The sequence below is a fragment of the Herbaspirillum lusitanum P6-12 genome, assembly GCF_000256565.1.
Lineage (GTDB): Bacteria > Pseudomonadota > Gammaproteobacteria > Burkholderiales > Burkholderiaceae_D > Herbaspirillum > Herbaspirillum lusitanum.
Genome location: NZ_AJHH01000449.1, coordinates 1 through 14,159, shown reverse-complemented (window position 1 = coordinate 14,159; position 14,159 = coordinate 1). Strand labels below are relative to the sequence as shown.

14 protein-coding genes, 1 tRNA gene and 1 pseudogene are annotated in these 14,159 nt (G+C 60.2%); 11 read left to right on the top strand and 5 right to left on the bottom strand.

What is annotated here, in order from left to right; all coding sequences use genetic code 11:
* Positions 1-77: 77 nt before the first annotated feature.
* Together HLUSI_RS0114530 and HLUSI_RS0114525 are read right to left on the bottom strand one after the other, a co-directional pair.
* Positions 78-764 carry a DUF2461 domain-containing protein gene (locus HLUSI_RS0114530; protein WP_016834680.1) on the bottom strand — a complete coding sequence of 229 codons (687 nt, stop codon included), beginning with the start codon at positions 762-764 and terminating at the stop codon, positions 78-80.
* 14 nt (positions 765-778) lie between these two features.
* Positions 779-1,951, bottom strand: coding sequence for a Do family serine endopeptidase (locus tag HLUSI_RS0114525; protein WP_029363539.1), 1,173 nt, complete (start codon positions 1,949-1,951; stop codon positions 779-781).
* A gap of 25 nt (positions 1,952-1,976) precedes the next feature.
* Between HLUSI_RS0114525 and HLUSI_RS0114520 the strand changes: the two genes are divergently transcribed.
* A complete protein-coding gene (locus HLUSI_RS0114520) occupies positions 1,977-2,747 on the top strand; it encodes a Nif3-like dinuclear metal center hexameric protein (RefSeq protein WP_016834678.1) in 771 nt (256 codons plus the stop codon).
* Between the two features lie 76 nt (positions 2,748-2,823).
* Here the strand turns inward: HLUSI_RS0114520 and mscL are convergent, their stop codons facing one another.
* Positions 2,824-3,255 carry a large conductance mechanosensitive channel protein MscL gene (mscL, locus tag HLUSI_RS0114515; RefSeq protein WP_016834677.1) on the bottom strand — a complete coding sequence of 144 codons (432 nt, stop codon included), beginning with the start codon at positions 3,253-3,255 and terminating at the stop codon, positions 2,824-2,826.
* Positions 3,256-3,509: 254 nt separating this feature from the next.
* On the opposite strand from mscL, the gene petA reads away from it, so the two are divergent.
* From petA to HLUSI_RS0114465, 9 genes are all read left to right on the top strand, one after another.
* Positions 3,510-4,118 (top strand): ubiquinol-cytochrome c reductase iron-sulfur subunit, encoded by a 609-nt coding sequence (petA, locus tag HLUSI_RS0114510; RefSeq protein ID WP_029363538.1) that lies wholly within the window; start codon positions 3,510-3,512, stop codon positions 4,116-4,118.
* Positions 4,119-4,120: 2 nt separating this feature from the next.
* Positions 4,121-5,527, top strand: coding sequence for a cytochrome b (locus HLUSI_RS0114505; RefSeq protein WP_016834675.1), 1,407 nt, complete (start codon positions 4,121-4,123; stop codon positions 5,525-5,527).
* A gap of 22 nt (positions 5,528-5,549) precedes the next feature.
* Complete coding sequence (locus HLUSI_RS0114500; RefSeq protein WP_016834674.1) at positions 5,550-6,314, top strand: cytochrome c1; 765 nt, start codon at positions 5,550-5,552, stop codon at positions 6,312-6,314.
* A gap of 93 nt (positions 6,315-6,407) precedes the next feature.
* The gene (locus tag HLUSI_RS0114495; RefSeq protein ID WP_016834673.1) at positions 6,408-7,019 is read left to right on the top strand and encodes a glutathione S-transferase N-terminal domain-containing protein; all 612 of its coding nucleotides are present in this window, start codon (positions 6,408-6,410) and stop codon (positions 7,017-7,019) included.
* Positions 7,020-7,159: 140 nt separating this feature from the next.
* Positions 7,160-7,651 carry a ClpXP protease specificity-enhancing factor gene (locus HLUSI_RS0114490; protein WP_016834672.1) on the top strand — a complete coding sequence of 164 codons (492 nt, stop codon included), beginning with the start codon at positions 7,160-7,162 and terminating at the stop codon, positions 7,649-7,651.
* Positions 7,652-7,675: 24 nt separating this feature from the next.
* Positions 7,676-7,751 (top strand) — tRNA-Thr (locus tag HLUSI_RS0114485).
* 184 nt (positions 7,752-7,935) lie between these two features.
* Positions 7,936-8,211, top strand: a complete 276-nt coding sequence (locus tag HLUSI_RS0114480; RefSeq protein ID WP_029363537.1) for a metal/formaldehyde-sensitive transcriptional repressor — start codon at positions 7,936-7,938, stop codon at positions 8,209-8,211.
* 11 nt (positions 8,212-8,222) lie between these two features.
* Positions 8,223-9,146 carry a CDF family Co(II)/Ni(II) efflux transporter DmeF gene (gene dmeF, locus HLUSI_RS0114475; protein ID WP_016834670.1) on the top strand — a complete coding sequence of 308 codons (924 nt, stop codon included), beginning with the start codon at positions 8,223-8,225 and terminating at the stop codon, positions 9,144-9,146.
* Between the two features lie 334 nt (positions 9,147-9,480).
* The gene (locus HLUSI_RS0114465) at positions 9,481-10,473 is read left to right on the top strand and encodes an SLAC1 anion channel family protein (protein ID WP_016834668.1); all 993 of its coding nucleotides are present in this window, start codon (positions 9,481-9,483) and stop codon (positions 10,471-10,473) included.
* A 26-nt stretch (positions 10,474-10,499) separates the two neighbouring features.
* Here the strand turns inward: HLUSI_RS0114465 and HLUSI_RS28745 are convergent.
* Both HLUSI_RS28745 and HLUSI_RS0114455 read right to left on the bottom strand, forming a co-directional pair.
* A pseudogene (locus HLUSI_RS28745) lies at positions 10,500-11,455 on the bottom strand (GlxA family transcriptional regulator).
* Positions 11,456-11,566: 111 nt separating this feature from the next.
* The gene (locus HLUSI_RS0114455) at positions 11,567-12,265 is read right to left on the bottom strand and encodes a flavin reductase family protein (RefSeq protein ID WP_016834667.1); all 699 of its coding nucleotides are present in this window, start codon (positions 12,263-12,265) and stop codon (positions 11,567-11,569) included.
* Between the two features lie 126 nt (positions 12,266-12,391).
* On the opposite strand from HLUSI_RS0114455, the gene HLUSI_RS0114450 reads away from it, so the two are divergent.
* Positions 12,392-14,159, top strand: a 1,768-nt coding sequence (locus HLUSI_RS0114450; RefSeq protein WP_016834665.1) for an ABC transporter permease, incomplete at its 3' end; no start/stop codon positions are given.

Genomic DNA, 14,159 nt, shown 5'->3' with positions numbered 1-14,159 from the left:
ATTATACCCAAGACTTACGGCCCCCTTTTTGGGGGTTTTTGTTTTTTGTTGGCGGCGGAAGCAGATCTTTCTCAGCTTCACTCCGCAATGATCAGCGGCACCTGGCGCAACCAGCTCACCAGCGGATACGCATCCTTGAATCCGGCCAGCACTTCCTTGCCGATATCGGCCGGAATTTTTTTCTTGATGCTCGATTCCTTCCAGACGATGAAGTTCTTGAGTTTGATGTATTCGAGATGCGGGCTGTCGGCGTCGAAGCCCTTGGGAGGACGGGTCAGCTTGCCTTCTTCCTGCAAGCCGCCATAGTTGTCCTTGATGGCCTTGTTCCTGAGCACCTTGCTGAAGCCGGCGGCGTCTTCGATGACGCGTTGGCGAATCGCGCGCAGGCGGTCCGATGGCGGCATGTATTCGCCGCCCGCGATCAGCAACTGGCCGTCGGCGTCGATGTGGAAGTAGTAGGCCGGGCCGCCGCCCGAACTCGGCTTCTTCAGGCCGCTCGCCGTCAGCGAAGCGGAGAAGTGCGTCTTGTACGGGCTCTTGTCATGCGAGAAGCGCATGTCGCGGTTGATGCGGAACAGCGCTTTTTTCGGATTGCAGCTGGCCATGATGGGGTCGAACTTGCTGATGTCGGCGATCAGTTGCGTCACCAGTTCGAGGAACTCCGCACGCAGGATGTCGTAGCGCGGCTTGTTCATCACGAACCACGCGCGGTTGTTGTTCTCCGACAGCTCGGCGAGGAATTGCGTCAGGTCACGGATATGCATGTTGCGTTCTTTCCTTACTCTCGTTCTTCGCGTTTCAGCGGCGGGCGTTTGCCGACGACGATTTCCAGCGTGGTCTCCTGCGCCTTGCGCAGCACTGTCATCCTGGCCTTCTGGCCCGGAATCAGTTGGGCGATGAGGTTCAGCATTTCAGTGGTGTCGGTGACCGCTTTGTTTTCCACGCTGATGAGAATGTCGCCCGGCTTCATGCCGGCCTTGTCGGCAGGACCGTTCTTGAGCACGCCGGCGATGATGGCGCCGGTCTTCTTGGTCAGGCCGAAGCTTTCGGCCAGCTCAGGCGTGATGTCCTGCGGTTCGACGCCGATCCAGCCGCGCACCACCTGGCCGTGGTTGATGATGGCTTCCATCACGGTCTTCGCGGTCGACACGGGAATCGCAAAGCCGATCCCGAGATTGCCGCCGGTACGCGAATAGATCGCCGTGTTGATGCCCAGCAGGTTGCCGTTGGTGTCGACCAGCGCGCCGCCGGAGTTGCCGGGATTGATGGCTGCATCGGTTTGGATGAAGTTCTCGAAGGTGTTGATGCCGAGGTGATTGCGGCCCAGCGCCGAGATGATGCCCATGGTCACGGTCTGGCCGACGCCGAACGGATTGCCGATGGCCAGCACGATGTCGCCAACCGTGGCCTGTTCGACGTGCGCCAGCGTGATCGCAGGCAGGTTCGGCAGGTCGACCTTGATGACGGCGAGATCGGTCTCGGGATCGGTGCCGACCACCTTGGCGGAGGCCTTGCGGCCGTCGGCCAGGGCTACCTCGATTTCATCGGCGGCTTCGACCACGTGGTTATTGGTCAGGATGTAACCCTGCGGGCTGACGATTACGCCTGAGCCGAGGCTGGACTGCTTGTCGTCCTGTTGCTGGTCCTCGAACTGATCGCCGAAGAACTTCTTGAAGAACGGGTCATCCATGAACGGATTTTTTTGCGGCCGCGCTTCGGTCGTGGTGAAGATGTTGACCACCGAAGGCATGGCCTGGCGGGCGGCGTCCCGATAGGAGTTTGGCGTCGGCGTGCCCGATGCGGCTTCCTGCATTTGCACGGTGGAGGAGGCGGGTCGGACCCGGGAACCGAGCGTACCGCTCGCCCAATCGGGCTTCAAGGTAGCTACAATGAACCAGACCGCCAAACCGACAGTCACGGTTTGAGCAAACAACAGCCAAAAACGTCGCATATTGAAATAAAGATGAGGATGAAAGATGACCCTGCGCACAGCAAATAGGGACGAGCTTGCCAAGTACCTGGCGCAAACGCTGAATATCGCACAATACCGCGATTATTGCCCAAATGGGCTACAGGTGGAAGGGCGCGGGGAAATCGGCCTGCTCGTCAGCGGTGTCACCGCCAGCCAGGCGCTGATTGAAGCGGCGCTTGATCTCAAGGCCGACGCCATCCTGGTGCACCACGGTTATTTTTGGCGCGGCGAGGATGCGCGCGTGACCGGCACCAAGCACAAGCGCCTCAAAGCGCTGCTGGCCAACGACGTCAACCTGTTTGCTTACCATCTGCCGTTGGACGGCCATCCGGAACTCGGCAACAACGCGCAACTGGCGCGCCACTTGAGCCTGGTCGGCAGCGATCGTTTCGGCGAAGACAAGCTGGGTTGGCTCGGTGTGCCCGAAGCCGACGCCAACATCGTCACGGTCGGCGACCTGGCGCACCTGATCGAACGCCGTCTCGGTCGCGCGCCGCTGTTGATAGGGAATGCCGGCCAGCCGCTCGGCAAGATCGCCTGGTGCACCGGCGCCGCGCAAGGCTTCCTGGGCGACGCCATCGCCGCCGGCGCTTCGGTGTACATCAGCGGCGAAATCTCCGAACCGACCGTGCATCTGGCGCGCGAGACCGGCGTCGCCTACATCGCCGCCGGCCATCATGCGACCGAGCGCTACGGCGTACAGGCGCTGGGCGCACATGTGGCGGACCACTTCGGTATCCGGCACCAGTTCGTCGACATCGACAATCCGGTCTGATTTCCGGCGTTGGGGCGTGGAATGGAAAAAGCCCGCAGCGTGCGGGCTTTTTCATTGGAGCAGCGTCAGCGTGCGCTTATTTCTTCAGCGAATCGCGGATTTCACGCAGCAGCACGATGTCTTCCGGCGGTGCAGCGGGCGCGGCTGGTTCTGCCGCCTTTTCGTGCGTGGCCAGGTCGCGCGCCTTGTTGATCATGCGCACCATCTGGAAGATGATGAACGCCAGAATCAGGAAATTGATCAAAATAGTCAGGAAATTGCCGTAGGCGAACACCGCACCGGCTTTCTTCGCTTCAATCAGCGTCAGCTGTGTTCCCTGGCCGTTGAGCGGCAGATAATAGTTGGCGAAATCCAGTCCGCCGAAGATGCGGCCTACCACCGGCATGATGATGTCTTGCACCAGCGACTCGACAATTTTGCCGAACGCGCCGCCGATAATCACGCCCACGGCCAGGTCGACGACGTTTCCCTTCAGCGCGAAAGTGCGGAATTCTTGCATCATGCCCATCTTTTTCTCCTAGAAATTGTTGCAAAACAATGCAGTCGGTTATATCGTGCTTCGATTAAAAAGTAAATTGCTGGCAATTTATTGCACAATATAAAGCACGAGACATTCCCTGTGGAAGACTTGAAATATTAATAAAATTCCATAAATTGCGTTTCCCGAATTTTATTCGCTTCAAAAGGCATCCCAGGTTAGTTATAATCTAGGGTTGCTGGAAGTTCCGTGCAGTTTTCGTATTTTCACTAATTGGGGTTGGTATGAGTAACGAAAAACAGGTCGACTCCAGTCGACGCGGATTGCTCGTCGCGACTTGTGCGGCGGGCGGTGTGGCTGGATTGGCTACAGCGGGGGCGTTTGTTTCCACCTTTCAACCATCCGAGCGCGCCAAAGCCGCCGGTGCACCGGTTGAAGTAGACATTTCCACGCTCGTGCCGGGCGAAATGCGCACCGTAGAGTGGCGCGGCAAGCCGGTGTGGATCCTCAAGCGTACGCCTGAAATGCTCGAGACGCTGAAGAAGGTCGACGCCCAGGTGGCCGACCCGGAATCCAAGCGCACGGAATTCTCGACCACGCCTGAATATGCGCTCAACGAATGGCGCTCGATCAAGAAGGACGTGCTGGTCGTGGTCGGCATCTGCCCGCACCTTGGCTGCTCGCCCAGCTCCAAATTCCAGACCGGCGCACAGCCGTCGCTGCCTGACGACTGGCAGGGCGGTTTCCTGTGTCCCTGCCACGGTTCGACGTTCGACCTGGCGGGCCGGGTCTACAAAAACAAACCGTCCCCAGACAACCTCCAGGTTCCACGGTATATGTTTGAAGGTGACACCAAGCTGGTCATCGGCAAAGATGAGAAAGGCGAGGCGTAATCATGGCTGCATTCCAAGAAAAACAATTGCCCAAAGACGCACCGGTATCCGCCAAAGCATTGAACTGGGTTGACGCCCGCTTCCCCCTGACTTCCACTTGGAAAGCACACCTTTCCGAGTACTACGCTCCCAAGAATTTCAACTTCTGGTACGCCTTCGGTTCGCTGGCGCTGCTGGTGCTGGTCATTCAGATCGTGACCGGGATTTTCCTGGTGATGCATTACAAGCCCGACGCCACGCTGGCGTTCGCTTCGGTCGAATACATCATGCGCGACGTCCCGTGGGGCTGGCTGGTGCGCTACATGCACTCCACCGGCGCCTCGGCGTTCTTCATCGTGGTCTACCTGCACATGGTGCGCGGCCTGCTGTACGGCTCCTATCGCAAACCGCGCGAACTGGTCTGGCTGTTCGGCGTCGCCATCTTCCTGTGCCTGATGGGCGAGGCCTTCATGGGCTACCTGCTGCCGTGGGGCCAGATGTCCTACTGGGGCGCACAGGTGATCGTCAATCTGTTCGGCGCGATTCCATTCATCGGCCCTGACCTGTCGCTGTGGATCCGCGGCGACTACGTTGTTTCCGACGCCACGCTGAACCGCTTCTTCTCGTTCCACGTGATCGCGATTCCGCTGGTGCTGATCGGCCTGGTCGTGGCGCACATCATCGCGCTGCACGAAGTCGGTTCGAACAACCCCGACGGCGTTGAAATCAAGGAAAAGCTGGACGCCAACGGCATCCCGCTGGACGGCGTGCCGTTCCATCCTTACTACTCCGTGCATGACATCATGGCCGTTGCCGTGTTCCTGATCGTGTTCACCGCCGTCGTGTTCTTCGCGCCGGAAATGGGTGGCTACTTCCTCGAATACAACAACTTCGTCCCGGCCGATTCGCTGAAGACGCCGCCGCACATCGCGCCGGTCTGGTACTTCACGCCGTTCTACTCGATCCTGCGTGCAACCACGTCGGACTTCATGGCCTACCTGATGGCCGGTGTCGCCGCCTACGTCGCGCTGCTGGTGTTCCGCTCCCAGCGCAGCAGCATCTTCAAGATCGCCGCCATCGTGATCGGCGTGGCCGTGATCGCCGGCATGGCCATCTTCGACGCCAAGTTCTGGGGCGTGGTCCTGATGGGCGTGTCCGTCATGATCCTCGGCGGCCTGCCGTGGCTCGATCATTCGCAAGTCAAGTCGATCCGCTATCGTCCAAGCTGGCACAAATATGTCTACCTGGTCTTCGGCGTCGCTTTCGTGGCCCTCGGCTACCTCGGCGTGCAACCGCCGACCGCCGTCGGCACCACGATCGCCCAGATCGGCACCTTCATCTATTTCGGCTTCTTCCTGTTGATGCCATGGTGGAGCGCATTGGGCCGGTTCAAGCCGGTTCCCGACCGCGTTACCTATCATCCGCACTAAGCCAGCCGCCAAGAGGATAAAAATGACATTGCTGAAAAGACTGATCGCGACTCTCGTGCTGCTGCCGGCGCTGGCTTACGCCAACGAAGGCGGCTACCCGCTGGACAAGGCGCCGAATCGCACCACCGATGTATCGTCGCTGCAAAACGGCGCCAAGCTGTTCGTCAACTACTGCCTGAACTGCCACTCGGCGTCGGCCATGCGTTACAACCGCCTGCGCGACCTGGGCCTGACCGAAGACCAGATCAAGAACAACCTGCTCTTCACCGGTGAAAAAGTCGGCGACCTGATGAAGACCACCATGCTGCCGCAAGACGCCAAGGCATGGTTCGGCGCGGTTCCTCCGGACTTGTCCGTGATCGCCCGCGCCAAGGCTTCCGACGCCGGTTCCGGTCCTGACTGGATCTACACTTACCTGCGCACCTACTACAAGGACGACACCCGTCCGACTGGTTGGAACAACATGGTTTTCCCCAACGTCGGCATGCCGCACGTCCTGTGGGAACTGCAAGGCATTCGCGCGCCGAAGTTTGCAGAAGAGAAAGATCCGCATGAAGAAGGCAAGACCATTCACAAATTTGTGGGTTTTGAACAGTTGAAACCAGGCAAGTTGTCCGCGGTCGAATACGACAATGCGGTGGCTGATCTGGTCGGCTACTTGCAATGGATGGGCGAACCCGCGCAAAATACGCGTAAACGCCTCGGCGTCTGGGTTTTGCTGTTCCTCGGCTTGTTCCTCGTGTTGGCATGGCGTCTGAACGCTTCCTTCTGGAAAGAAGTCAAGTAAAGCAGAGTTTTTCGTGCCCGCGCAGTCTGCGGGTGTACGTATCGGGGTGAGGCGTACGGCGTCTCGCCCCTTTGTTTCTAAGGCACTACAAAAATGATGGTTCTCTACTCGGGCACAACCTGCCCATTCTCGCAACGTTGCCGCCTTGTCCTGTTCGAAAAGGGCATGGACTTTGAAATTCGCGACGTCGACCTGTTCAACAAGCCGGAAGATATTTCGGTCATGAACCCATACGGCCAGGTGCCGATCCTGGTCGAACGCGACCTGGTGCTGTACGAATCCAACATCATCAACGAATACATCGACGAACGTTTCCCGCATCCGCAACTGATGCCGGCTGATCCGCTGATGCGCGCGCGTGCACGCCTGATGCTGTTCAATTTCGAAAAGGAATTGTTCATCCACGTCCACACGCTGGAAAACGAAAAGACCAAGGGCGCAGAAAAAGCCCATGAAAAGGCCCGCTCGGAAATCCGTGATCGCCTGACCACATTGGCGCCGCTGTTCCTGAAGAACAAGTACATGCTCGGCGACGAGTTCTCCATGCTCGACGTCGCCCTGGCGCCGTTGCTCTGGCGTCTCGACCACTACGGCATCGAACTGTCGAAGACCGCGGCGCCGCTGATGAAATACGCCGAACGCATCTTCTCGCGTCCGGCCTACATCGAAGCACTGACGCCTTCCGAAAAGGTCATGCGTCGTTAATCTGTAGTCGAGCAACACGCAGTATCCAGCATCATCGCGCCTCGCCGGTTGATCCACACAAGGGACAATCGGCGAACGCATTTAAGACTGTCGCCTCAGCGCAAGCAAGCGCAGTCCGTCTTTCCGGATCGGTTTACGTCATGCCAGAAGTGTCTACCAAACCCTATCTCCTGCGCGCCATTTACGAATGGTGCACGGACAACGGCTATACGCCGCACATTGCAGTCGTCGTGGACGCCAGCACGCGTGTCCCCATGCAATTCGTCAAGAACGGCGAGATCGTCCTGAACATCAGTTTCGAAGCCACCAGCGGCCTCAAGATGGACAACGACTTCATCAATTTCAGCGCCCGTTTCGGCGGCGTCTCGCGCGACATCTCGGTCCCGGTCGAAAACGTCATCGCGATTTACGCTCGTGAAAACGGTCAGGGCATGGCCTTCGAAGCCCCGGCCGTGCTGGCCGTCGGCGACACCGAAGACGCCCCTGAATCCGCGCCGGGATCCGTGCAGGCGCCCGGCCTGGCATCGGTCCCGACCGCTAACAAAGCCAACGCAGGCAGCAAGTCCGCACCCGACGATGAGCCGGAACCACCAAAAAAAGGTGGAAGGCCTGTACTAACCAGAATTAAATAGGTTATAATCGTCGTCTCAGTTTTTGCTGGCTTAGCTCATCTGGTAGAGCACCTGACTTGTAATCAGGGGGTGGCGGGTTCAAGTCCTGCAGCCAGCACCAGTATTCAAAAGGCCCACCGCTCGGTGGGCCTTTTTCGTTTTGCTTCGCAAGCGCATGGTTGCTCCGCAATTCCAAATCCTCCCGTTGTTTTTCCTATCCTCGCTCGTATTTCGCAATAGCCGTCATTGCATCGCTAAGGCATGCAAAAACTTGTGCTAAAGTAAATACTATAGGGGGGTATGGTATGTCTCACGTGAGAAGTAACAAAGAAAGTTTGCTGAAACGAGTGCGTCGGATTCAGGGGCAAATGCAAGCCATTGAGCGAGCGCTCGAATCCGATGCCGACTGTGCAAAGACATTGCACTTGGTTGCAGCTACGCGCGGTGCGATGAATGGCCTGACCGACGAAATCATCGAGGCGCACGCACGCGAGCATGTCGCCGATCCAAAACTATCTCATGCCGAGCGCGCACAAGGCGTCGAGGAATTGCTCGAAGCTATTCGCCGCTATTCCAAATGAAAAGAAATTCCATGGCCAACACACACACAAGCTACGCACACGAGCACGTCTTTTTGAGCCCGGCGCACGACGAAAGCGCCCGGCGCACTCGATGGGTCGTCATACTGACAGCTGCGATGATGATTGCTGAGATTGCCGCTGGATACATCACAGGCTCTATGGCGCTGCTAGCCGACGGCTTCCATATGGCGACGCACGCCGGTGCGCTTGCTATCGCTGCGATGGCCTACAGTTTTGCGAAGCGCAACGCCGCCAGTGCAAAATACAGTTTCGGAACGGGAAAGGTCGGAGACTTGGCCGGATTTGCATCGGCGCTCATCCTCGGCATGGTGTCGATAGGAATCGCAGTTGAGTCAGTCATGCGCGTTATAACGCCGACTACCGTCGCCTTTGACGAGGCGATCTTTGTTGCCGTTATCGGTCTGCTGGTCAATATCGTAAGTGCATTCATGCTGTCCGGCGGATCGCACGGCCACCACGATCACGGCCATGCGCACGAGCACCACCACCACCACCACGGCCACGACAACAACTTGCGGTCTGCTTACGTGCATGTCTTGGCCGATGCGCTGACCTCCGTTCTTGCCATCGCCGCTCTGCTGGCGGGACGCTACTACGGCATGATTTGGCTCGATCCGGCAATGGGTATTGTCGGCGCGATTGTTATCGCACGATGGGCATATACCCTCATGAAGGACACGGCAAAGATGCTGCTCGACACGACTGACGAAAGTGTCGCTGACAGTATCCGCCGCAAGCTGGCTGCATTCGACGGCACAGCAATTACCGATCTTCATGTTTGGAAGGTAGGGCCACAGGCCCGCGCTGCGATCGTCAGCTTAACCATCTCAGCGCCGGAAGTGGAACCGGAGATTCGCGCCGCGTTGCTGACGATAGACAACCTCGATCACCTCACCATAGAAGCGCACAAGTAAACAGGCGTAGGGCATGGCAGGTAAGCGGCTGAGCATCTTCATTCACGATCAGCCGTACTACAGGCATCGCCGGAGTCGCGGCATCAGGTCCTGGAGCGATTTCGGCCTCGGGCTCGCGGCCTTTTTTTGCTGCCGGACTGATGCCGGCATGAGACTCTCTGCCGTCGGCTTGATGCAAGGCATCAACGCCGTGTCATCACGCAACAGCCCCTGATCGTTTTCGGGACAACCAATAACGCTTTGGGGACAAGCGCCGCCGGCGACGAATCAAGCCTGCGGCGCTCATGCAGAATCCAGACATCCGGTGACACACCGCATCCCACATGGAGTCTGTATGGAAACTGCCTCAACCAGCCGCGCCGCGATCCCGGCAGCGCGCACGCAATCTGTTCGCCACCTGCCGATCAGCCTGTTCGGTTCCGTCATGAGCATCGCCGGCCTCGCGCTGGCCTGGCGCCTCGCCGGCAAAGCCTACGGCGTCAACCTTGCCGTGTCGGACGCTATCGGCGTCATCGCGTTGGGCTTGTTCGTCGTGCTGGCGCTGTCCTATCTCGGTAAACTGGTCCTGCATCCGGAGATTGTGAAGGCAGAATTTTCGCATCCGGTCATCGGCAGTTTTTTCGGCACCGTCGGCATCAGCATCATGCTGCTCTCGAGCGTGATCGGCAGTTACAGCAGCGCGGCGCAACTGGTGGTCTGGTGCATCGGCAGCCTGATCACACTGGCCTTGAGCGTGCTCATGATCTCGCGCCTGCTGAATGGCAACGCCGCGCCGGCGAGCGCGGTGCCGGCGTGGCTGATCGGCGGCGTCGGCAGCCTCGACATCGTGGTGACGGGCGGGAGCTTCACGGCGAGCTGGACGCATGAAGTGAACCTGTTGGCGGCCGCCATCGGCAGCGTCAGCGCGATTGTCTTCTTCATCCTGATCTTTTCGCGGCTGATTCATCACGATCCGCTCGGCGCGGCCATGCGTCCGTCGAAGATGATCCTGATGGCGCCGTTCGCGGTGGGCTTCATCGCCTACGTCAACCTGGCGCAGAAGGTGGACATGTTCGCCGCGCTGTTGTTCTACTTCGGGCTGTTCCTGTTTGCGATCATCCTGTATCGCCTGCTGGTGAAGCCGGCGCCATTCTCGTCGACATGGTGGGGCATCGGCTTCCCGATGGCGGCGATGACCAATGCGGCGTTCATCTACGCCGGTGCGGTGGGAGGAAGGGGACTGGGATTCATCGCGGCGCTGCTGCTGTTCGTGCTCACGACCTCGATCATCGTGCTGTCATTCCGCACGCTGCATGCCTTGCTTGCCGGCCGCTTGTTGAGCGCTTAGTTTCAGTTCCAGTTTCAGGTTCAGTTTCAGGTGCGATTCGCGCGAAAGCCGTCTCTGTATGTTCTCGGCGTAGTGTTCAGCTGACGCGAAAAAATCATGCGCATCTGCGTCGCATTGCTGAAGCCGCAGCGGAACGCCACGGTCTTCAGCGGCACGTCGGTTTCCTCCAGCAGCTTGCGCGCGAAGTCGATGCGGACCTGCTCGACGAACACCGACGGCGTCACGTTTGCGTGCTTGGCGAAGGCGCGTGAAAAGGTGCGGCGGCTGACGCCGAAATATCGGCGATTTCCTCGATAGTGAGGGCGTCGCTGATGTGGTCGGTGACGTATTTGAGGACCTTGGCAACCAGCGAATCCTCATCCGGCCCGACGGCGAGATAAGGGCTGTATTGCGATTGCCCACCCTCGCGGCGGATGTAGACGATCAGGCGCTTGGCCACCTTGATGGCAAGTTCGTGGCCCCAGTCTTCAGCTACCAGCGCCAGGCATAAATCGATGCCGGCGGTGACCCCGCCGCAGGTGAACAGATTGCCGTCGCGCACGAAAATCTTGTCGGGCCGGACGTTCAGTTCGGGAAATTGTCTGGCGAGGCGCTCGGCGTGATCCCAATGCGTCGTCACTTCTCGCCCGGCCAGCAACCCGGCGTGTCCCAGCAGGAAGACGCCGTTGCAGACCGCGCCGGCGCCGCGCACGCGTTCATTGAGCCAGTTCATGAAGGCCGGATCAGGCCGATATTCCGGCACGCGAGGTCCGCCCGCCACCAGCAGCAAGTCGCTGTCGGCGTGGAAATTCGGATAGTCGACATGCACCCGGAACTCCATGCCGCTGGAACACATGACGCTGTCGGGACGTTCGCCCACCAGCGTGATCTGGTAATGATCCTTGGCCGGCAGCAACAGGTTGGCCTCCGAGAACACATCCAGGGGACCGGCCACGTCCAGCGCTTGCACGCCGTCAAAGACAACCAGGGTCAGCTTCTTCATCACATCGTTCCTTGCGGCTTTGCATGCCGGGTTTTTATTGTTGGTTCGGCGCACGTATGCGGCCGGGGGCCGACTTTATCAGGAATCGGCAGCGTTTTTCTCCTGCCTCTTTCATTTCTCCCAGCCGCGCGGACGCGACAATGCAAAGTTGGCGTCGCTGCGCGTGCGGCCATACCAGTCGCCGCCCATGCGCGCCAGCAGATTGAGTTTGACCGGATCGGGCAGTTGCTTGTCGTTGAGGATGCTCTCGTCGAAATGCGCGGCCAGCACGCGGCCCAGCAGGATGTGGCAGGACGGCGCATCGGCGGGGTAGGGCGTGCAGCTGACCAGTTCGCATTCGAGGCTGACCGGCGCTGCCGCGACGCGCGCCGGCCGCACCAGCGTCGAGGGAGCTGCAGCAATGCCGCAGCGTTCGAATTCGCTGACGTCGGCGTCGTACGAAAAAGAAGTTTCGTTCATGGCGTCGGCCATGTCGAAGCCGACCAGGTTGACCTCGCCGGCCGCACCAGCGTCGAGGGAGCTGCAGCAATGCCGCAGCGTTCGAATTCGCTGACGTCGGCGTCGTACGAAAAAGAAGTTTCGTTCATGGCGTCGGCCATGTCGAAGCCGACCAGGTTCGCGCTGCACCAGCGGCGAAATCATCACCGTCGGCGGCTTGCCGGTGATCATCTGGAAGAAGCTGAACGGCGCCAGATTGCTCACGCCCGCCGCCGATACGGTAGACACCCAGGCCACCGGGCGCGGGATGACGGCCGAGGCCAGCCAGCTATACGCCTGGCGCGGATCAACCTGGGAAAAATCAAGGTACATGCAGACTCCATTGTTGTTGTGACGGGCGCACGGGACGTTTGGCGGCGCGGCATCGTATACTCTAGCCCAATATTCGCCGACGGCGTACCTGCACGCCGCGTCGCCGTCCTCCGGTAAATGCATGCAATGACTTTTTCCAGCCTCGCAGTACAACTGATCAACGGCCTCGCCGATGCCTCCGCCATGTTCCTGGTGGCGGCCGGCTTGTCGCTGATTTTCGGCGTGACGCGCATCGTCAACTTCGCCCACGGCTCGTTCTACATGCTCGGCGTGTTCATCGCCTATACGCTGGTGAGCCTGATCGGCGCCAGCGGCGTCGGCTTCTGGAGTGCGGTGCTGTTGTCGGCCTGCGCGGTGGCGCTGCTCGGTGCGCTGGTCGAGATCACCATCCTGCGCCGGATTTATCGCGCGCCCGAGCTGTTCCAGTTGCTGGCGACATTTGCCGTGGTGCTGGTGCTCAAAGACGCCGCCCTGTACCTGTGGGGACCGGAGGACCTGTTCGGTCCGCGCGCCCCGGGTCTGGCCGGATCGGTGGAGTTGCTCGGGCGTCGCCTGCCGCAATACGACCTGGTGCTGATCGTCATCGGCCCGGTCGTGCTCGGCCTGTTGTGGCTGCTGCTCAATCGCACGCGCTGGGGCACGCTGATCCGCGCGGCCACCCAGGATCGCGAAATGGCCGGCGCGCTCGGCATCAACCAGTCGTGGCTGTTCACCGGCGTGTTCGCGCTCGGCTGCTTCCTCGCCGGCCTCGGCGGCGCGCTGCAGGGGCCGCGCATGCCGGCCACCCTGGCGCTCGACCTGGAAACCATCGGCAACGCCTTCGTGGTGGTCGTGGTGGGCGGCATGGGCTCAATCGGCGGCGCCTTCCTGGCGGCCTTGCTGATCGCTGAAATCAAGGCGTTGTGCGTGGCCTTCGGCCAGGTCTCGATTGCCGGCGTGGCGGTCTCGCTGTCCAAGTTGACGCTGGTGGCCGAATTCCTTGTCATGGCGCTGATCCTGGTGCTGCGCCCGTGGGGCCTGCTCGGCAAACCGCAGGTCGCCAATCGTGTCGCCGGTCCGCCGGAAGCACCGCTGCGCCCGGCAAACACCATGCAACGCCGTCTCGGTCTGGCTGGTCTGGTCTTGCTGCTGGCGGCGCCGCTGCTGGCCGGCAGCTTTCCTTACCTGAGCGTCTTGCTGGTGGAAATATTGATCGCGGTGCTGTTCGCCGCCAGCCTGCATTTCATCATGGGGCCGGGCGGCATGCATTCCTTCGGCCACGCGGCGTATTTCGGGCTTGGAGCCTACGCGGCGGCGCTGGTGCTGACCGGCCTGCGCCTGCCGATGGAGATAGCGCTGATCGCCGGTCCGCTGGCGGGCGCGTTTGGCGCGTTGCTGTTCGGCTGGTTCTGCGTGCGACTGTCGGGCGTCTACCTCGCGATGCTGACGCTGGCGTTCGCGCAGATCGTCTGGGCCATCGTGTTCCAGTGGGATGAGTTCACCGGCGGCAGCAACGGCCTGGTCGGCATCTGGCCTTCGGCCTGGGCTGCGTCGCCGACAGCGTTCTACTATTTGGCGCTTGCCTTCAGCGTGGCCGGTGTATTGCTGCTGCGGCGCGTGCTGTTTGCGCCGTTCGGCTACGCCATGCGCGCCGGCCGAGATTCGTCTCTGCGCGCGGAAGCGATCGGCATCGACGTCAAGCGCGTGCAATGGATGGCCTTCATCGTCGCTGGCCTGTTCTGCGGCATGGCCGGCGCGTTGTTTGCGTTTTCCAAGGGCAGCATTTCACCGGAAGCGATCAGCGTGAGCCGCTCGGTCGACGGCCTCGTGATGGTCATGCTGGGCGGCATCCAGACGCTGTTCGGACCGGTCGCCGGCGCGGCGGTGTTCACCTGGCTGCAGGACGTCGTCGCGC